This is a genomic window from Aerosakkonema funiforme FACHB-1375 (assembly GCF_014696265.1).
In the GTDB taxonomy this organism is placed as follows: Bacteria; Cyanobacteriota; Cyanobacteriia; order Cyanobacteriales; family Aerosakkonemataceae; genus Aerosakkonema; species Aerosakkonema funiforme_A.
Map to the genome: position 1 here is coordinate 108,025 of NZ_JACJPW010000007.1, position 20,596 is coordinate 128,620.

Here is a 20,596-nt window from a genome sequence, read left to right on the forward strand (position 1 = left end):
TATACTAAGAGGTACAAATGGGTAGAAACAATAGACGTTCAACTCGCTCCAATCAGCCTTTACAACAACCCTCGACGGTAGCAAATCTTGTAAAGCCTGATGGTGCTGTTTCACAAAATCAAAATTCATCAACTGTTAATCCTCAGTCTCAAGAAATACAAATACTTCAAGAGAAAATTAACGAACTGGAATTTCAATTAGAGGTACAAAAGGAAGAATCTAAAGCCAAAGAAGCTGAAATTATCAAAAGAGAACAGGAATTAGCAAACAAGCAAGCACAAGCTATTAATGGATTTAAAGAGTTAGAAGCATCTGCTCGCCAGGAATGGGTTATTCAAAAAGAACGGGAAATAGAAGCAGAGCGGGAACGGATTGTTAAAGTTGCTGAACAGGAAGCAGAAAAAATTATCAATACTGCAAATACACAAGCAGAGCGAGTATTGAAGGACGCTCAAAAGTTTGAGGCTAATGCTCAAAACAAAGCTGATAAGATTATTGAAGGGGCACAAAATTTGGCAAACGAACATCGCCAAAGAGCCAGAGAACAAACCATTCAAGAAATCCAAAACCGAGAATCTGAATTAGAATTACGTCGTAAAGAATTTGATGCTAAGCAGCAATCAATTGAAGCAAAAGAAGAGAATATTCGCAAGTTAAAAAGAGACCTTGAACGCAAAGAAGAAGACCTTGAAGATGAGAATAACTGGCTTGCTGAACAAAAGAAAAAGCTGCAACAAAAGGAACGAGAACTAGCAGACCGTGAAAATAATTGCTCAGAAGAAGCAGTCAATAATTTAAGAGCAGAAAAGGCAGTAATTCAGCAACAGCTTGATGTTATACAAGAGGAAAGTTATCGGCTTAGAAAAGAACTAGAAAAAAGTAAAAGTATTCTTCAAGCTGCATCTGGTTCACCAGAAAGGCTATTGCAAGAGAATACGCGACTAGAGACTAAACTTCAAGAATATGAACAAATTCTTGATCAATATCCTTCAGAAGCAGAACTTGCTGAATTGCGGCGTCGTGCTGAAGCGGCAATTGATTTCGAGGCTATGTATCGGGATTTACAAGCTAGGGTTGATGATTTAGAACGCATACGCCGCCTGCAACAAATAGAAAGGGTAGAAACTGAATCCCTTCGTAAAGAGAGGGATACGCTCAAGTTGCTCAATGAATATCTAAAAGAACAAATAGAAGACTTAGAGCGGATGCTGGGAAATCTTAAAGATAAGAAAATTCAAGCATTTGCAAACTTTGCTGAAATGGATAGTGAGACTGATAATGCTACTGACAACATTAATAGGGAAACTGTTAATAACTTTAATCAGTTGGCTCGGCAAACCCGTGCTTGGATGGCGAATTTACCAACTCGCGAGGCATTAGAAAAGGGAAAAGCCGAAAGTACGCTGTTTGCTCATTATTATGATGAGCATACGATTCAAGCTTTTATTGCTTCAATGGCATCTTCCCGATTAATTATTATCCAAGGTGTGAGCGGTACAGGTAAAACTAGCCTACCAGAATATTTTTCTTACGCTGTGGGAGGAAAATTTGCCAGAATTGAGGTGCAGTCTAGTTGGCGAGATAAACTTGATTTAGTAGGCTCTTACAATTCTTTCTTTCGCGTTTTTAATGAGTCTCCTTTTTCGAGAGCGCTCTATGAAGCTGGAACAGAACGTTACCGAAAATATCCCTATTTCATTGTATTAGATGAAATGAATTTATCGCGAGTGGAATACTATTTTGCCGATTTTCTTTCGATTATGGAAGGTCGCTTAGAAGATAGAGAAATTGAGTTATTGAATCACGATCCTACAAGCGGTCAGCTTCCTAAAGGACTTAAATTAAAAAATGGGGCTGTGAGACTGCCAATTCCCGATAATGTTTGGTTCATTGGTACTGCCAATACAGATGAATCAACTTATGAAATTACTCGGAAGGTATATGACCGCGCTCAAGTTCTGCAAATAGATGAACCATTTCAACAAGAGAAATTACCCCCGACAGAAGCAGCTAGTCTGAATATTTTAGATTTTTACAACGCTAAACAGAAAGCGATCGAAAATTTTCCTAATACAGATGGAGTAGCCGCTAAAGTTTGTATCGAGGAAATTGGTTTAGCACTGCATGAATATTTCCAAGTAGGCTACGGACAGCGTTTACTCGATCAACTATTTATCTTTCTTCCTACATATCGAGCAGCAGAGGGTTCGTTAGGCAAAGGGTTAGACCACTTTATAGCTAGAAAGTTACTTTGGCAAATTCAAAATAGAACCGATCCAAATGTGCGTTCTGGGCTGCAAGAAGTAAAAGATACAATTGAACAGAGTTTTGCTAAGAATACCCTGGGAAATGCTTCGATATCTCTGAAGTTGCTAGATAGCGAGATTAATAAATTTAAACGGTAGACTTATGGTGACTGTTTCCTTACTTAATCGTTGGACTGGGAAGTTAGAAGATGTTCAATCTGGCGAATGTTATCATTTAGACAGCATTGATGACTACCGGATACGCATTGCCTTCACTTCTGAAGACGGCGAAACTGAAATTGTACTCAACGACAAGACTCTGACTCGACAGCAAGAAATTCCTCTCGACTTGCCTATTTTAGTTGATGCCGAGGGATACTGCTCTGTGCGTATTTTCCAAAGCGGAGGAATGCTTATTGGGCGGTATAAGTTCAAAGTACCATTACGAACGTTACTTGATGAGGCGATGGTAACTGCTTTGCATTTATTTGCAGATAGAGCTAGAGAACTTTCACCTAGCTTATCAAAAGAAGAATTAGAGCGTCTGCCGTTTTTTTCTCCCGGTACTATTCGCAGTTCCCTGATGGATGAAGAAGTGTTGAAAATTGACGAGGCGATCGCACAAACTCTACCCTCTTTAATCAGAATATGTAATAAACCTAGACGTACCCTAATGGTCGAGCGTCGAATTATGCCGATAGACCGTGCTAGACGTATTCCACCCGATGCGATCGATCATCTAGCATCTCGACCGGAATTATGGCAATCTCGCACCGCGACTCGGATTACTCCTGCTCGAATCAGAAGTGAAGTACCCGAAGAAACCCTAGACTTATATGAGAACCGCGTGGTTTCCACGCTAATCAGACGGTTACTACGATTGTTAGAGCAGCGACTTCGGGAAATAGATCGGGCTTACTATCAAACTGAGACGTTACATGAAAATCTATTTACTGGTTATCAGTACAATCGGTTCCGGGAACAGAGACTGAGATTGCTTTGGGAAAATCTGGATACGGTACATGAACAAGACTATTTGCAACAATACGAGAAATCCAGAGAACTAAAAGACAAGATTAGCCTTTTATACGCTGAGATCGGTAGTTGTTTAGACTCTGTTCTTTATAAAAATTTATCTGGTAAGCCGGATGTGGTATCACCACTAAAGCCGACCAATATTTTGAGGATGGATGCTGACTATCGACGCATTAGCCAGTTGTGGGAAATACTCGACAACTTTCAACGTTCTCCTAACTTAGCAGAGGAAAGTAGGAATCAGCACGACATCCAGTTAGATTATGCCAATTACATCTATGGCTGTGTACTGTTAGCTTTGCGTTGGATTGGCTTTGATAGTGCAAAAGCTAAAACTGAGAACTTTCCACAAGAATTAGATTTTGCCCAGGCGCTACAGTGGGAGGGGTGGACTGTAGTGGTACAGCCGCCCGATCGCAAAACGTTTAATATTAATATCGAGTTCAGTTGGCAGTCTGTTAATAGTAAGTTTGTTAGTAGTAAACCATCGACATCATCTCATCCAATTCGTACTCGACTGATAGTAGTTCCAGTGGCGCGATCGCTCTTTGGAAATCAAGATGAAGTAAAAAAGACTTTAGATACTCTTTATCAGGCTGCCATTAATCAAGCAAGCAAAACCAATCAAGTTCCCAAGCAGCGAAACTTCAATAACGATCGGATGCAGATTTCCGTGTTGCTGGTACACCCAACCGATCCGCGCGATAGGGAAATGAGCGAGAATATAGCATCAGAGTCAATTCAGCGAATGTTGAACATTGGTGAAAACTTTATGAGTCCAGAGGATTATAAGTCCTTTGTTTTCACTTCAGGTCGTGTTGGTATGATGCCTGCTAGTCCTTTGGATTTAAGTACATTGGAGCGATTTCAACGTTTTTTACGTTTTCACACTTTGGGTGTAGATCTGCTGTATGGTATTCATCCTTCTTTATGCCCAGTATGTCGTTATGACCTCAGTAGTGTACGAGGGCAATTTCAGCATAATGAAGGTAAATGCCCTAACTGCGAAGCTAAGTGGAGCTGGCGAACCTGTAGTAATTGCGGTGGTAAAGTTCCGAAGCTTGAACCGTTAAAAATGAAGCCGCTAACCCCAACAAAGGGAATGCTTCCCTACGCCGTTCATGCGATGGCACGGGAACAATTGTTAGGACGAGATCAGCTTTCGGCTTTATGCGAGTCCAATGAAGTGCCAGAATCGGGACGCATTAGGGAGATTTGTCCCCACTGTGGAACTTGCCCGGGACGGGGTGAGACGGTAAAAAATTGCCCAAGATGTGGTAACGGTTGTTTCAGTCAGGGATAAAATTTAACAGATTTATAGATTCTGTCGTCTCCAAGGGAAAGGGCGACTCATGACAACATTTCAGCTTCGGAAAGCAAAGAGAGTTGAGTCGCTTGTCTATTAACGGGACTTAAACGGAAGTTCCCCGTTGACAAACAAAGGTAGGACAAAGGAAAAATCTTTTCGACCTGCGGCGCATAGCAGTAGTTAATAATTTCCATATTTTGGCGCAACTTTTAATTCAATCTCCTCGAATTTTTGTCTAAACAAAACTTTTGTTAATCAACGACTGGGATTAGTATCACCTCAATGATTACCAATTGGGAAGAGTGTTAGATAAATTATATGTTGCTGGATAGTCACATTTTCGCCATAATTGCCTTGGCTGCTGCCGAAAAATTTCAGGAAAACCTGGAGACTTCAGGGGGCGACAAGCGCCCCCAAACCCATATAGGCAAAGGGTTTCGCGACAGAACCCCCGTCGAAAAATTCCCTACTTATTGAGAACAAACTCTATATAGAGAAAAAGATATGCAATTGTGATAAAAAGAAAAGGTCTAGTTAATCTCACAAGACCCTATCCAAAATGATGCCTTCATTCTATCAAAAATATTTGGAGAGATATCTGAAGCCAGCACAGTTAGTTACCTTGAAGATGTTGGTATGGTTGTTACAATCCCAAAAACAAGTCAGGATAGAACGGCTGGCAGCCACCTTGCCGTTACCGATTCTAGAAAGTAGTCGCCGTCGTCATATTCAACGTTTCTTATCTTTAAGTAAACTAAGCGTATTGGCCTTATGGTTTCCGATTATTAAAGAAGTAATATCTCATCAAATAAAGCCGGGGAGCCAACTGATTATCGCTCTAGATAGAACCCAGTGGAAAGAAAATAATGTTTTGATGGTGAGTGCAATTCATCAAAAAAGAGCTTTTCCCATATTTTGGATGTTATTAGATAAAAAAGGAGCTTGTAATTTCGCGGAACAAAAACAAGTATTACGTCCAGTCATTCGCTTATTAAGTAAGTATAAATTAGTAATTATTGGGGATAGGGAGTTTCAGAGTATAGAACTGGCGCAATGGTTACACCGTCAGCATCTTGGCTTCGTATTTCGCCAAAAATGCACCACTACTTTCCGCCAAAGAAGACAGTCGTTTCAACCTTTAAGCACTATCCCAATTCAACCGGGTATTCATTTATTTTATCATCATATTAGTTTGACACAAAAAAAGGGCTTTAATCGGTTTAATTTAGCTGTTTCCTGGAAGAGAAAATATAAAAGTAAACAAGAATCAGAGCCTTGGTATTTATTGACTAATCTCCCAGAGTTGAAGAGTGCGATTCGTATTTATAGTCAACGTTACGGCATCTAAGCTATGTTTAAAGATTGTAAAACGGGCGGTTATAATCTTGAAGATTCCCAAGCATCGCCTCATAGATTAATTAGCTTAATTTTATTAATCGCTTTGGCGATGACTTCCGCCTGGTTACAAGGTAAAAGAACTAAGCTACAGGGACAACAAAAATATGTTTGTCGAATTCAAGAGCCTGGTAGAACTCGAAGGAGACATAGCAACTTTTGGATTGGCCTTTATGGGGAAAATTGGTTAATTGCTTTTTACTCCTGTCAGTCATGGGTCGAGGAAATGCTTAATTATACCGCCAACAAAAAATCATTTTATCAACAAGGCTTGAGAGCTATAACCCTGATCCACCAACCTCTCTAGCTTCGTTGTCACCCCCTGAAGTTAGTTCCCCATCAGCGACAATGGAGGCAGCGTTTGAGGAACTGGGAGTTGCTATGAGCGACAAGGATCAAATTCTTGAGATTTTCTTTAAGGAATATGACAAGCTGAAGTCTGAGCAGGCTCAACGCATTGGCTTCCGGGACAATCTACTCTATGTGACGTTGGGCTTGTTTGCCACAATTATCTCGTTTGCGGTTTCTAATGCAAGCAACTACTATGCCTTGCTGGTGGTTCCCTGGGTTTGTCTGATTCTGGGCTGGACCTATGTGGTCAATGATGAGAAGATTTCGGCGATCGGCAGGTACATTCGCTACAAGCTGGTTGACAAGGTGAAGGAGCATACGGGCTACGACGACCTGGAAACACTCTTCGGATGGGAGATTGCCCACCGGGACGACAAGCATCGCAAGCGCCGTAAGATTCAACAGTTGATTGTGGATGAAATTACGTTTGTCGTTTCGGGGTTGATTGCTCTGGGGGCGTTCAGGTTTCTGGTTCCCAACCCACCGATCGGGGTCACGATTCTCTCCTGGGTAGAGCTTTTGCTGCTCATTATGTTGGGGGTTGAGACTTACATTTATGCCGACCTGGGAAAAGGGCGTTAATGTTTAATCCAGGTGTAGCACTTTGTAGTCTATGAGGGTGCTGTTATGGCAAAAGTAAGCCGAGATGAGGAGCGTGAAGAACGCATCACGATGGAAATTGTGGTGGATGCCTATGGTCCGGAAGAGCAGGCAATGGGCTGGTACTACTACTTGCAGGACACGATGCAATTTCCGTTCACAGCAGTGTGTGTCAGTAAGCGACGTATCTCTCCTTTGAAGGAAGGCGTAACTGTGGAGGTGGTGGGCATGACACCGGAGGATGAATGCGAGCAGGAAATGTTTGTGGAGATTGAGTGGGAGGGTGATACCCTGGCTGTGCCACTAATTCAGTTAGAGGCGATCGAGGCAGACCAAAAAACTCAGCAGGCGATCGCTGACTGGCATTACTGGGTGAATCAGGGCTATGAGTTTGGGTAGGATTCAGTACTCGATCGCCTCACTATCGTCAGCATTTTGCCTGAATCTACAACCCAAATGTTAGGGCTCGCTTTCGGCACTAAATGCCGTGTTCATCCAAGTATGCTTTAATCCCCGCCTCCAGATCCTGGAGTGCTGCTTCCAGGTTAGGATAGCTGTCTTTACCTTCGTAAACAGTGCCACCTAAATCATATACCCGGACAAAGGCAGAAATCATTTCATGTTGTCCAATTTCAATCCAACCAATTTCTTCAACAAAGCGATGGATAATTGGGTATTCTTCCTCAAAAGCTTTAGCTCTTGGCATTGATATTCCCAATTCGGTTGGGTTACTCCAAAATTATAGAGTTTGGATACTTCATAGCGTCATAGTTTTGAAAGGGAAAACCATTTTGCTAAAAATGTAACAAATGATTTTATTGAGTTAATTGGTGTACGTGTAGCATCTCACTTTAAATACTGTTGTCTAGAAGAACCAGTATTTTATTCCCCTGGAAGAGAGAGAGAAGCAAAATAATGTTGTAGTAATTGATGAATGAATCGATAACGCTTGCCAATACGTTGTAGCAGCAATCGTTCTGTAGCGTAGTTTAGAAACCGAGAGTAATTCCAGGGAATAAGCCCTTTTTGATACTTTTGTAATCGGTCGCTAAATGAAAGTTGCTCAACTGAGAATTCCACCGTGGAATTTTCAGCAAGTGTTCTAGCAAGATGGGTGAGCCAGTAATGTGTTTGTTGAGGTGTTGGATTATCCTGCCTGTTATAAGATTGACCTTTAAAGCGCCGTGACAACATATGTTTCACATAAGCCCCCATTAAATAATGAAGACGTTCATGTTGAGATGTTAATTCTTGCCATTGATCTATTGCTAAGTTTTGTACTGATAGAGCAACTAAAGTTAGCATCAATGGTGTCCTCACGAATTCAAGCAAGTCTGGGGTTTGTTGCACAATTTGCCAGACTTGCGGTTGCTGTAATGACATTAGATAGTCGTGAATTTGGCTATGAGTAAGATATTTTAAGGAAATCGCTCCATTTAATTGAAGCGGTGTCCGATACATTTGATACTCTTCTAGCCGACTACAAACTACGAGATAAGGAGGCCGCTCCTCAGATGAGAGAAATTGATTAATTGCATTAATGCAAGCTTCCTGACGTACTGTAATTATTTCATCTAACCCATCTAGTATAGGTAGGAGTGCTTGTTTTTGTACCCACTCTTCTCCTAGCTTAGAGCTTACACCGTATTTAAATTTAAGTTCCTTCACTAGCCAGCGTAGGATTGGTAATCGTTCATTACTCCATGATGATAAATTAAATAGAACAGGGATTGGATATTCTGGTTGTTGTTCTGCCCTTTCCAATAATAAACGGGACAATTCAAGTGCAGTAGTAGTTTTGCCAGAACCAGGATTACCCAGAATTAGCAATCGTCCTGAAACATCATCAAAAATATGTAGAATATTTGTCTTCTCAGGCAGTAACATGCTGGAACGGGTTCCCACTTTAATCTCAATGTCCCACGGTCGTCTCACCTGCTCCTGTACCAGTTCTTTACTTATATCGCTCAATACAGCATTGTGCAGAGATTGCTTTAATCGAGAATCTACTTCTTCCTTTACGGATCTCAGCAATAGTATTTCATTGCGAGAGCGTTGGTTTTTACTTAGCACCATACGGATAGCTTCAGCACTCACTCCAGTAATAGACAGATTCCGATCACCTGTCACGATAACTGCATCGTCCGAACTTCCACCCATTGAAATAGCACGATCACCTGTCGCAATGCTGATCTGTCCTGCCCTAGCTGCTTTCACTAAAGTTTGCAGTTGTTTGTCCTTGAGATGTTTTCCTGCCTCGATCTCTGCAAAGATGAGATCTAATTCATTTCTAATAGCAACTGTTCGATAAATATCTGTTGACGGCTGGACATTAGCAATTGCCTGGATGCTCAACTCTTCAAGCTCTAAGGATTTAACCAGTACTCCCCATTGATTAACTAATGCAACTTTGATACTCCCTCGCTGCTCTTCTTGTGCTGCTCTCAATAGAAATTTTGCTTCTCCGTAGCTTCCACCAAAGCGATGTAGAACAACGACAGGTTCTCCAACAGGTTTGCTGCTAAATAAATCACTATCTACCTTGCAGTAAATTGGATACTCTTCTTCCTCGTATCGCCACTCAAATCCCTCTGCTAGCTGTAGGTCAATCGTCATTAAATAGGTTTTTCCAACCTGCGCCTCACGTGGGTATTTGATTATGGGCTTAACCGCGATCGACCTTGATATATCAGTCATTGGATTTACCCTCCGCAGAAGTCAGTTGCAACCTGATCATTGGATTGCCATAGTAAACGTGTAAGAATGCTGCCAGATAAGAGGCACAGGTATTTGCATTCACCTCATCTTCCAACGCTTCCCACACTCGTTCACGCAGTCGTCGCAGAATTTCAGGAACCGTCCATTCAGGATGTTGCCGATGTTCCTCCGAAAACAGATCCACAACCTCTTTTGCCCTTGCGCGATCAATCCGTTTCAACGCGCCCACAATGCCCTTTGCTCCATGCTCCAAAAAATTGGTCAACAGCATTCGATGGGTTAAACTGATCGAAGCATCCAGATGAAGCTGTCCGCTGATAAACACAATACTGGTGCCACCCTTAAATAGTTTTGAGCGTTTAATGTACGCAGTTGGGCTACTCTTCAACGGCTCCTCAACACTAAACCCATCAATAAACACCAGCCCGAACTCCGTCGCTGGCTTTTGCATCTGGCTCAAAAACTCTTGAAACACTGTAAACTGCTGCCGCTGATACCGCTGCCATCCCCCATATTTTTCATGGGCGTACACTAAGACCCCACCCCCACAGCAAGCACTCACGGGTGCTGCCTCTGGCTCCATCTGCCGCTGCCGCACAGTTTGAAATGCAACTCCCACGGGTTTCTTCCCTGACTCCAGCAACTCCCAGGGGATTTCAAACTCAGTGCGCTCATCAATTATCAAACATGGAACTTGATCCAGCGAGTCATTTTGCTGTTGGTGAAGCCATGTCAGAAGTTGACCTGCAACGCAATCAACCGAATTTTTAACCCTGGCATTGCAGTCATCAATAACACTCAACAAATTATCCGCAGTCAGATTGCCCTCTATCTGCTGATGCAAGTCTATGAGCGAGCGGTCAAACTGCCCCCGGTTGGTAAACGTCCTTTTTCCATGATGGGCATGGATGAAACACTGATTCTCCTCCAGCAATGCCTGTATGTTCAGGCTAATCATGCCTTCTGGCAAAGTACTGTCAAGAGCGACCTGTGCTGTGGTTTGATACACCTCCCATCGCTCAGTTACACTTTCGCCATCCAGTTTTGCCAGTAACGTAAAGGCAAAAGCACTGGCGTGATGGGCTGCTCTCTCCTGCCGCACCTGTTCCGGTTCTATTGAGTCATCATTCTTGCCATCCAGCAGATCCGAGATTCCCCGAATGACGATTGCTGAAACGTTTTTAACTTGCTGGGTTGCTTTCAGGAAGCCAAACCCTTCCATCTCAACGGCGATCGCATCGTCGTAATACTCTCGTAAGTACTCATAAACCTTAGCCTTACGCGACGCAATCACCTTTTCTCCCGCTGCGATCGGTTTAACATGGGCGGTGGGAGCAGCATCAGAGGACGAACCTGAACGAATCTGGTTACGCCAATCATCCTTCCGGGCTTCTGCCTGTGCCCGCTGCTTGAGGTCATAATCTGCTTCCCCCAGCTTTGGTCGAGGGAGGGTGCGATCGTCGATGGGCTTGCCACACTCGTAGCCATAAACGATGGATGCCGCTACCACATCGCCAACCTTTACGTCTTTGATGCCTCCCGCAACTCCTACAAACAAAATCACTCTGGGATTAAATTGCATCATGGCACGAACAGCTTCTATGCCTGCGCTGGCATTCCCCATGTCAATCTGGGCGATCGCCACATTCCAGGTACAGTTGTGCGCTTTAAATTGCCCTTGCGTATAAATCGTGCCATTTGGGTGAATCTCTTCTGATAAGCGAGTGGCTTGTCCGATGGGTTCAAGGTGGGCTTCAACGGCTTTATGCTCTGCGCCCAAAGCAGTCAAGATCACTGCCCAATCAGTTGCCGTTCCGCCTTCAATTCCTTCATACATTGCAGACACAGGTTGTTTAGGAGCTTCTGCCTGTGCGATCGCAGTAGGCAACGTACCCGCTTGTCGGATGCTGCCACTTTGCGCGATCGACTGGCGGAAGTTACCAGACATTACCCATCCACCTCCCAGTCCCTGAGCGATGGAATTACCGCAATCTTTGCCCCTAATGCCTGTGCCAATTTCACAGGCAGATCTGCGTAGTACTTTGGTTGCGGATTCAGTACCACCGCCTCAACCTGCTTCAAGCTACCAATCTGCTGTGCCACCTGCAACGCATCCTCAATTCCCTGACGATTGACGAGCTTCTCAGGCTTCTGATTCATCTGACTTGCCTTGAGTGGAACATTCCCCCGCCCGTCGCTAACCACAACCAATACGGCTTGGCGTACCGCACTCCGTCCATGTTGCAGAGCATGGCGTAACGTCTGCAATGCCAAATCTAGTCCATGCGCCAGTGGTGTTGCCTGCCCTCCACCGACCTCCAGCCCATTGCTAATCCTGGGCACCAGCACATTCTGCGCGACAATCTTCTCCGCCTGAAGTTCCTGAGCTGCACTTGCCGCACCTACCTGAATTAGGCAAAGACTGGCACGTTCGACATACGCCCATTGTAAATAGGGCAACAGTGCAGCCTGCCACTGGCACTCTCGCAGACAGGTATAATCCATGACCAGCATCAACATTTGCTCTGGTACCACTGCCCGACGATATCGCCGCAAATCAGTTGGTTGAATAATGAGCGATCGTGAAACGTCCTTGCAAGAGAATGGCTCCCTATTCAAGCTGACTTTACCCTCAGATTCAACCAGCCCCTTTGGAAAACCCTGCCGCTCCAGCAATGCCGATCCCCGAATTTGTTGATATTTTGCTGCTTCCAAAAGGGTACTGACGATCGCCAAATCTTGTGGTGTGGTTGCTGGCTCAACTCCAACAATGGCTCCCCGCCCTAACACGGCATTTTTGAACCGTCGCATTGGCAATCGCAGTGAAGCAGCCTCTCGCTGAACAGTTGTGGTGTCTTCAGGATAGGGATTGGCGATCGCACCATCCATTTGAATCGGCTGCGATGGCAAAGTTTCGGTGCTATCGGAAGCATAGACAGGTTCCTGAACCAGAGCAGGTGTCCGTTCTTTCATTAAAACCTGGTCTTCAGTTCCAGTTTTCCTAATAGAGGAGTCTGGATCGGGGGTTAATTCTGGTTGGATCGGTTGTTCAGGTTTTCTGGAGCCTACATCCAGATGTGGGTTTATTAGTGTCAGACCAATCATCTGTGCTGCCCGATCTACCTGTTGTGCTGTCACTTGGTCTGCTTCGGCAAGTTGAGCATTTGCTTGAGCCAGCCGCAGGAGTCCCAATTCTCGCCGGACACTGTAGCCATCTGTTGGAGAAATATAATCCAGGATTCTTTTTTGGGCTTCTAACGTAACTTCAGGATGGAACAACCCTGCCTGCTGTAACGTACCCACCCACTCTGGTAGCAGCGTATCTTCCTCCTTGTCCTGGTTATTCGATTCTTCCAGCCATTTCTGAATCGCCTCTACGCGATCGCTTGTTGCCAGGTCTTGACCAGCCAACCGAAGAGCAAACCGATCCAGCAAATGAGGCGACACTAATCCAATTTCCGATCGCGAACAGCCAGCTAACCAGCACAGATTTGGCTGCCAGCTGTCCCGGTGCCCATGCCGCTCTAGATAAGCAACCTCACTTCCCATCAGTGCAACACAAGCTCTCGCTGCTGGCAGACTCAACCGGGTCAGGTCTGGAATAATAACCAATCTCAGTTTCTGCTCTCGTCCACCTGCTAGCAGTCCCTGTTGCCACTCAAAGGAACCTTTGGCATCCCCCTGTTGCAATGCCAGTCCACCCCAAAGGTCTTCTTCCGTCTCAACCACCCCTAACTGGACTGGCACAACCTGGCAACCCGTTACCTGTTTCAGCATCCAGGTTAGATTCTGGGCGGCAAACTGTAGGGTGGCGATAGTCGCATCAAATACCAGGATACTCCGCAGCCCAGGATTGAGGGCTGCACAAGCCAACCCTCGTATCAAGGGATTGCTTAAGTCTGCGGTTGCCTTACTCACTGCCTAACAACTGGTCTAGAGTTTCCCTATCCCGATCGTTCCAAACTTCCTGGCTACTTTGCGCCATTTGAGGACGACGATGCTGAAGTGCCAGAGGTGCAACAGCCTTTAGATGACTACGAGTTACCTGGGATACCCCTTCTAGCGCAGCACGTGCCTTCGCTGCCATCGCCAAGACATAATCCCCTCGGTTCCCCTCTGCCTGAAATTCGCCAGATAACTTGATGCATAGTCCCAATATCTCTGGGGAAACCTCAACCAAGTTAAGTTTTTCCTTTGCCTGCTTTAATCTCTCGAATTTTTCTTGGTCTTGCTGCCTCGCGCGAGCGAGCCAGTCAGATGTACCCACCTGCCCCAAGGCAGAAACCGCCTGGTCAAACGCCAGCACGTTCTGAAGAATTGCCAATCGCTTCGCCACATCAGTTTCAGCAGCCACACTCACCATCAACCCAAAGCGATCTAGTAACTGAGGGCGCAACCCTCCTTCCTCCGGGTTCATGGTTCCAACCAAAGTAAAGGCAACTTTCTGGGGCTGCTTATTCTGACCGTCGCGCTGAACCACCAGTACGCCTGTCGAGGTCACGTCCAGGATGATGTTAACGATGTGGTCGTCCAGCAGATTCACCTCATCGACATAGAGCAGGCGATCGTTGGCTTCCTCCAGCAAACCAGGCTGCCATTTTGATTCGCTCCGCATCAAAGCATCTATCTTCCAGCCACCCACTACCCGGTCTTCAGTGGCATTGATAGGTAGGGTTACAGGCAACTGACCATAAACCATCTGAGCAAACGCCCGTACTGCTGTAGACTTGCCTGTTCCTCGCTGTCCACTAATTAAGACACCACCCAAACGCTGGGGAGCGACGTAGGCTATCTCCAACGCTAGCTTAATCTGCTCCTGTCCCACTATACAGCTATAGGGCAGAATTGGTATGGCAGCTATAGCACTCACAGGTTCTTCTCGAAATAGAGGTTTGCACTATCTATTCTGATCTAACCACACAAGCCATTGTCTAGTTCTCAACGTCAACGTAGTGAAGTGCCTAAAACACCTTTCTCTTGCTTAATCTGGTTAAAAACATCCTGAACTTACTTGTGTTCTTAGCGATCCCGAACATCAACGCTCAGGTTAATCACAGTATGGTGCAACTTCAGGAATAGCAATGCCACATAATTGTACTTGCTGGTTTTGATTATCTCGGCGGACAAGCATCGTAACACCATCGATAATGCTAGTTACTTACCAAGTTTGGGATGAAGGAGCTTCTTGTCACCCTACTTTCAAGTATTGCGCGGTCTAATGTCACGGTAGCGACGGTCGAAAGCCACTGGTGCTGAATTCAAGGTTATCTGCTGCCACTGTGTTTTGCCGTTATCGGCACTGTAGAGTATAGTGATTATTTATATGCGCCAATGGCGCACAAATTCCTAAAAAACCAGTAAAACTGATTTGACAGGTCGCCTTACCCAATTTCCTTTGCTATCCACTTTGCCATAGAAAGTTTGCCCTTTGTAATAGAAAGACGAAGAACTTCCTCCATCCAAATTCATCGCTTTCTCCACTCCCAACGACTTCATAAATTTAGCTAGTTCTGATAAGGACATCCCAGAACTCGTAGGCTTTTCTGGTTTTTGCGCCACCATTACCCACAAAAGACTACCATCAAGAGTAATACCAATTGCCGTTCTAGCATTCGGGCGGTTACTTCCTAACGCATCCCGGATGATTTTTCCATTTGCCACATCCGCGAACCCCTCTGGAACTAAACCTAATTCTGGTAATAAGCGTGGCCCACCACCCAAGGCATCTACTAAACGGCAACTATCGGGAATTGGTTCATTGCGAAAGTTAATATCATAACGAATGGTTCCTCCACAAATGTAGCGTCTTAATTCACTCCGATTGAGCATTTTGTCCAAGTAAGGGGCGTTTTTAGGATTATTAATGAAGCGTTCATTGAGTTTTGGGTCTGCAATTAACTCCCCTTGTCGAATTACAATGGAAGTAGTTTTTTGGTTCACTGGGTCGAAAAAGCCACCGTTGATGGCTGCAAATGTTTGATGTGTTGCTGCCACGTTTTCTACGGGTTCAAGTGTTGGAGAAACCACAGGTCTGACAGAAAAACGGCTGGTTTTTGGAATCAACAGTGTATGCACTACGCTTTGTGGCAAGGTGTAAAATTTATATACAATTTCTGCGCTTTGTGGTGATTCAACCGTATGAGTAGAGGTTTTCGTCGGTCGGGTACGGGCATTAGACAATAGTACGACTACTAAACCGAGCGAACTTACGAGTATCCAAAACAGCAACCAGACTTTTTTCATTGCTCACTGTCTAAATTAGCCGCCGAAATTTTGAGTCTCAAGCTCAACGCTTTAATTACGTCCAATAGAGAATTTGTGCCTGCGGGAAGCGGCGAGCGATCGCTTGCTCAAAAAAGCGGCGTAGAGTATTCATGGTGTCTTTATCATAGACATACTTGAACCCAGCAAATTTGTTCCGCTTGATTACTCGTCCCGCTTCATCCAAGTCTAGCTTGCTATGAGGATACCAAGTTTGCAACACCTCCTTCGAGCCTGGAGTAAAGCGGTGAGAGATTAACTCGAATGTCAGATCGCAATCGAAATCAAGTGCAACACCGATCTGGTCAAACAGTTGAGTATAATGTTCTTCCCAATCTTCTATAGGCATAATCGGAGCAATCACTAATCCTACTGGGTAGCCACCACCTCCCTGTTGCGGGGGCAATGCCAGCTTTCGCAATGCTCCTAAACGGGCGCTCACTGGGGCTGTTCCTCCCTCCATCCTGGTGGAAATGGGGGCAGCATTTACACTCACTCTATCCAAAGCAGTGTTTCCCCATATTCTTTCGCTGACTAAAAATTAGTATGCAGCTTGTATTCGTTACTATTACTGCTCATCTAATAGCAACAAAATCAAGCTATATTTATTTAAGAATAAGTTTTAATCAAGTAACCAACTCTGAATAGAATCAACACTTTGGCTCTGACGAGCTTTTAACCGTGATGAATTGGGGAAAATCCCATGCTTACTATCACGGTTTCCCACAATGCGGCTAACGTAGTTGGAATGCTTTCGCAGCGTGCTATTAAGACTCTCAGGCAAGCCGAGTTTTGTGTAGTCAAACAAGAGGGCGATTATGGATTTACGGGTAGTTTGACGATTCCATTGTTACCTGAAGAAGGTTTGACTTGGCAAGGTGTGAAAAGCTGTTTAGAAAATTCTGGATATCAAGTACGAATAGTTTGTTAGTTTTCACAACTCTATCCTGGCATGGCTTCGAGCCTGCCGGGATTATTTTTTTATTGGGCTGTCGCCCCTTCAAGAAGAACAGTTCAATTGAGTGAGAAAAACTATGACTGCGTGGATAAAAAACTGGTTCAGCAATATGGAGAGCTTAGAAAAGCCTATCCTTGTTGATGGGATTCAATACCCAACAGTAGAAAACTTCTACGCCGCCTCCAAAACTTTGGATGTTCAACAAAAGCGTAAAATTGCCACACTTACACCATCAGTAGCTAAAAAATATGCTCGTACTCTCGCCTTACGTTCTGATTGGGAAGAAGTTAAGTTCGCCATTATGCTTATTGGGTTAATCCAGAAGTTTTCTTATGGTAGTAATTGGCATAAAGAATTAATGAATACAAGAGGGGAAGAGTTGCTGGAATTAAACAACTGGCACGATACTGTTTGGGGCGTACCAGCTAATATTGCTCCGGGTGGCCAAGGAAAAGCTATTCCAAATGGTCAGCAGGGAAACAATTGGTTAGGGCGATTGTTGATGTTCCTTCGAGATGAACCATTACTCTGGCAAACTATTGGTAATAATGCCGCCGAATGGGATAACCAAAAATACTTGCTGAAAAGTCAAGAGTGGTTAGTTACTAATCCTAATTTTCCTCCAGTACCTAATATGGCTATCTTGAAGGGAAAAACCATCGATAATGGTACTTTACCTAGCCAACGCTTGAAAGTAGTTATTAGTGGTTCTCGTACTGTGGCACAACTACCCGCAGAAGCTATTAGCCGCATTGAGAAAATTATGGAACTCGGTGCTAAAATTTTAATTGGCGATTGCTTTGGTGCAGATTGTCTGGTGCAAACTTTTCTCAAACAATCTGGGTATAGCCGAGTTACTGTTTACTATACAGGCACTTCACCTAGAAACAACGTTGGATTTGCTAGTGTGAGGGTTAATGGTTCTTATACAGAGCGCGATTGGATAATGTGTTCGCTAGCAGATTATGGTTTGGCGATTCTCAAGGATAACTCTCCTGGAACTCTCAAAAATATCCAAAGAATGCCTGGAAAAGTTAGAGTTATTCAAGTTTAAAGCATCACCAAACAATATTAGCCTAAGCAACAAGCTTAGGTTATTTTCTTGATTTTATCTGTCAATTTCTTGATTTTTAGCAGAGATTTTACCCAAGTTCAATTGATTAAGTCTGGCATCGACTAAAGGCTTAACTTTAGAAATAAAGTGTTCGACTTCTTCTGACTTAAGACCGTGTTTTTGTAGTTCCTCCAGGCTCGACGCGATCGGCAATGGCGTATAGCTACCGCCCTCATACCGCACCCGCATTTTGGGAATCTTTGCGTCAGTGGAACTATTGTCATAAAGTGTCAGTTCAGATTTAGCTTTATCCCAGACAGCCGTGTTAGATTTGCCAATAGCTTGAGCGCCAGTGGGAGTGGGTTTACCTTCGAGGTAAAGGAAGCTGTGGACAGTAGGCGCGATCGCCTCTGTCCGCTGTGCTTGTAACGCCTGAGCTTTGTTAAACTCCAGTTGTAGAGCCACAGAGGGCGGTATAGGAACCACGCTAGCAGTATCATAACTATTGCTAAAGGAGACTTGTGGCATTGCTTGCTGGTTGTCTGGTGTCACCGGGGGGTGGGAAGACACAGTATATTGTTCTTCTTGTTGTGCGTAAGCAGAGTCAACTAACTGCATTTGGTTATCTACTTGTGTATGTGGTGATTCCAACTCTGCTGTCGAACTAGAAGTATACAAGAGAGTTTCTGGTAATTTTGGCATCGATTCAAGGCGTTCCAAGTAGGTATTTGGTTCTCCTGAAGCCTGAAGTACTTCGCCACATCGCTCAATTAGTTGTTGGTAGACCTCTGGTTTTACTGAATCTGGTTTAATGAATAGGACATCATAACTCCGTTGAGTTTCAGACCAAACTAGAGCCTCGTCAGGCGCTTGTTGCCATTCTACCCCCTGTGCAGAAAGCCAACGTGAAGTGATATCACTCAATCGTTTGTCTACTGATAGTCCTAAAGCAGGCTGTTCTTCTACTTCCCCATTGGGTGTCTTCCACTCATGGTCTTCTTTAGTAAACAGTAACGTCGGTAATTGAGTTAGTTTTGTGCGAAATACGCGGGATGCTTCCACAACTGGAGAAACATTTGCTGATTTTTTTTCTGTTTGAATCAGCTTTGTCCAAGTTTCTGGGTATTCCACACTCTCTGGGTCAACCGTGATGGTTGCCGTGGTAGAATTACTGGTCAATACAGCATTCTGGAAAGAAATTCCTTCAACTAATAATCCTGCTTTTGAGAGAGCCTCTTTGCTTTCTTTTTGGGTAAGCACGCCCAAAACTTTACCGTCTACTAGAATAGCAGGTTCAGACGACCGTTCTTTGAATCCCACAGTTATAGTGGCTTTTTGGTTATTGAAGGCGCTTGACCAAAAAGATTTGGAAAGTTTGTTAATCCGAAAAGAATTACCCAGAGTAGTAGTGGCAATAACGTGCGAACCAAAGCCTTTTCCCCGACTATTAAGGGTGACATCCATAGTTTTTCCATCCACCAAGCGACCGGCTTTTTCTAGGATATGGATGCTCGCTTTATCCAATTCTCCCAAAACTTGATTACCTACTTTAATTACTGGGATTGGTTCGGGTTTAACAAAAGCAATTGTCAATGATGCTTGTTCACCCCTCCAGGCTCTAAGAGCAAAGCTATGCTGTTGAATTTTCCCGATTTGTATGGGTGTGCTAATTCTAGGGTGGTTTAGTTGAACTTGAATCGTATGACCTGGGTCAGGGTTAATAGTGGCAAGCGCTTTTGTTCCAATGGGTAAATGAGCGCTACGAGACTCTATCGGAGCAAATTCTTGGTCTTCAATAAATACTAAACTCCGATTGTAGCGGGGATGTTCTGTTGGTAAATTCTGACGTACTTGGATTTGTATTGGTAATTTTTCATCTGTGTTCCACTGTCTGCCCAAATGTTGGTTTGATTCGGCAGCATTAATCCCAGTGACGGTGAGTTTTGTGAATTGAAGTTCGGCTAGCTTTTCAATAACTTGTTCAGGGAAAGCAGCAAAGGAAAAGTTGGATATTTTATATTCTTGACGAGAGGTAGTTTCTGATTGTTCTGTAGACTTTTCTTCAAAACCTCTGCTTGTCCCTAAATGCCAGCAGGCAGATGCCATTGCTTGTTTTTGGTCTGATGGAATACTATTATTAAATTCGCTCAGGAAATCATAAGCTTTTCTGAACATCAGCTTTACCTGTCTTTGTGATAAAGGTGATGCTACTTCAATAGATACATTTTTAGTAATCAATCCATCGCCAGAATGAATTTTTTTTAGAGCTGCTTCGTTCAAAGTTTCTTTAAGCATTTGGCGTGAATGTTCTGATAGAGTTCCCAAGGGCAGAAACTTTGAACTACCATCTTCATTAGTTTGGCCTTCCACTTCTGCTAAAACTTTCCAACGGTGCGTTTTTTGATGAAAGCCTTTTTTATTTTCGACTAACTTAATATTCAAATGCTCCAGTCGTTCACCTATTTTTCTCAAATCCCCATTCTCCCCAAACAAGGCTGGGTGCTTGTATTGAGTTAGGTTACTAACTTCAATTTCCATGCCTTTTTGAGTTAGTACTTTCAAAACTGGGCCTTTTTCGGTTTTTAAGCGTTGGTTTTGAATTGAGGCGGCGTTAAATAGTTCGTCGAACTTGACTTTAGTAGCCTCAGCTTGTTTGAGTTGTTCTTCCG

14 protein-coding genes and 2 pseudogenes are annotated in these 20,596 nt (G+C 44.0%); 8 read left to right on the forward strand and 8 right to left on the reverse strand.

The window, feature by feature from the left end:
• Positions 1-17: 17 nt before the first annotated feature.
• From H6G03_RS04430 to H6G03_RS04450, 6 genes are all read left to right on the forward strand, one after another.
• Positions 18-2,405, forward strand: a complete 2,388-nt coding sequence (locus tag H6G03_RS04430; protein WP_190462479.1) for an AAA family ATPase — start codon at positions 18-20, stop codon at positions 2,403-2,405.
• 4 nt (positions 2,406-2,409) lie between these two features.
• Positions 2,410-4,584, forward strand: coding sequence for a DUF2357 domain-containing protein (locus H6G03_RS04435; protein WP_190462482.1), 2,175 nt, complete (start codon positions 2,410-2,412; stop codon positions 4,582-4,584).
• 565 nt (positions 4,585-5,149) lie between these two features.
• Positions 5,150-5,938, forward strand: coding sequence for an IS4 family transposase (locus H6G03_RS04440; protein WP_199315128.1), 789 nt, complete (start codon positions 5,150-5,152; stop codon positions 5,936-5,938).
• A gap of 3 nt (positions 5,939-5,941) precedes the next feature.
• Complete coding sequence (locus H6G03_RS37160) at positions 5,942-6,292, forward strand: hypothetical protein (RefSeq protein WP_199315129.1); 351 nt, start codon at positions 5,942-5,944, stop codon at positions 6,290-6,292.
• A gap of 74 nt (positions 6,293-6,366) precedes the next feature.
• Positions 6,367-6,918, forward strand: a complete 552-nt coding sequence (locus H6G03_RS04445) for a hypothetical protein (RefSeq protein ID WP_190462484.1) — start codon at positions 6,367-6,369, stop codon at positions 6,916-6,918.
• 45 nt (positions 6,919-6,963) lie between these two features.
• Positions 6,964-7,335, forward strand: coding sequence for a calcium-binding protein (locus H6G03_RS04450; protein ID WP_190462485.1), 372 nt, complete (start codon positions 6,964-6,966; stop codon positions 7,333-7,335).
• 79 nt (positions 7,336-7,414) lie between these two features.
• Here H6G03_RS04450 and H6G03_RS04455 read toward each other — a convergent pair whose 3' ends face one another.
• The 7 genes and pseudogenes from H6G03_RS04455 to H6G03_RS04485 all read right to left on the reverse strand — a co-directional run.
• Complete coding sequence (locus H6G03_RS04455) at positions 7,415-7,642, reverse strand: hypothetical protein (protein WP_190462487.1); 228 nt, start codon at positions 7,640-7,642, stop codon at positions 7,415-7,417.
• Positions 7,643-7,818: 176 nt separating this feature from the next.
• A complete protein-coding gene (locus H6G03_RS04460) occupies positions 7,819-9,633 on the reverse strand; it encodes an NACHT domain-containing protein (protein ID WP_190462489.1) in 1,815 nt (604 codons plus the stop codon).
• Positions 9,626-11,602, reverse strand: a complete 1,977-nt coding sequence (locus H6G03_RS04465; protein WP_190462491.1) for a 5'-methylthioadenosine/S-adenosylhomocysteine nucleosidase family protein — start codon at positions 11,600-11,602, stop codon at positions 9,626-9,628. The genes H6G03_RS04460 and H6G03_RS04465 overlap by 8 nt, the downstream gene beginning before the upstream one ends.
• Positions 11,602-13,572 carry a hypothetical protein gene (locus H6G03_RS04470; protein ID WP_190462492.1) on the reverse strand — a complete coding sequence of 657 codons (1,971 nt, stop codon included), beginning with the start codon at positions 13,570-13,572 and terminating at the stop codon, positions 11,602-11,604. The genes H6G03_RS04465 and H6G03_RS04470 overlap by 1 nt, the downstream gene beginning before the upstream one ends.
• On the reverse strand, positions 13,565-14,524 hold the full coding sequence (locus tag H6G03_RS04475) for an AAA family ATPase (RefSeq protein WP_190462494.1): 960 nt from the start codon (positions 14,522-14,524) through the stop codon (positions 13,565-13,567). The genes H6G03_RS04470 and H6G03_RS04475 overlap by 8 nt, the downstream gene beginning before the upstream one ends.
• A gap of 476 nt (positions 14,525-15,000) precedes the next feature.
• The gene (locus H6G03_RS04480) at positions 15,001-15,897 is read right to left on the reverse strand and encodes a phosphodiester glycosidase family protein (RefSeq protein WP_190462496.1); all 897 of its coding nucleotides are present in this window, start codon (positions 15,895-15,897) and stop codon (positions 15,001-15,003) included.
• A 55-nt stretch (positions 15,898-15,952) separates the two neighbouring features.
• A pseudogene (locus tag H6G03_RS04485) lies at positions 15,953-16,414 on the reverse strand (spore photoproduct lyase family protein); the annotation flags it as partial.
• Between the two features lie 204 nt (positions 16,415-16,618).
• On the opposite strand from H6G03_RS04485, the gene H6G03_RS04490 reads away from it, so the two are divergent.
• Positions 16,619-16,846 (forward strand): hypothetical protein, encoded by a 228-nt coding sequence (locus H6G03_RS04490; RefSeq protein ID WP_190462498.1) that lies wholly within the window; start codon positions 16,619-16,621, stop codon positions 16,844-16,846.
• A 103-nt stretch (positions 16,847-16,949) separates the two neighbouring features.
• A complete protein-coding gene (locus H6G03_RS04495; RefSeq protein WP_190462500.1) occupies positions 16,950-17,927 on the forward strand; it encodes an NADAR family protein in 978 nt (325 codons plus the stop codon).
• Between the two features lie 54 nt (positions 17,928-17,981).
• Here H6G03_RS04495 and H6G03_RS04500 read toward each other — a convergent pair.
• Positions 17,982-20,596, reverse strand: a pseudogene (locus tag H6G03_RS04500) (hypothetical protein); the annotation flags it as partial.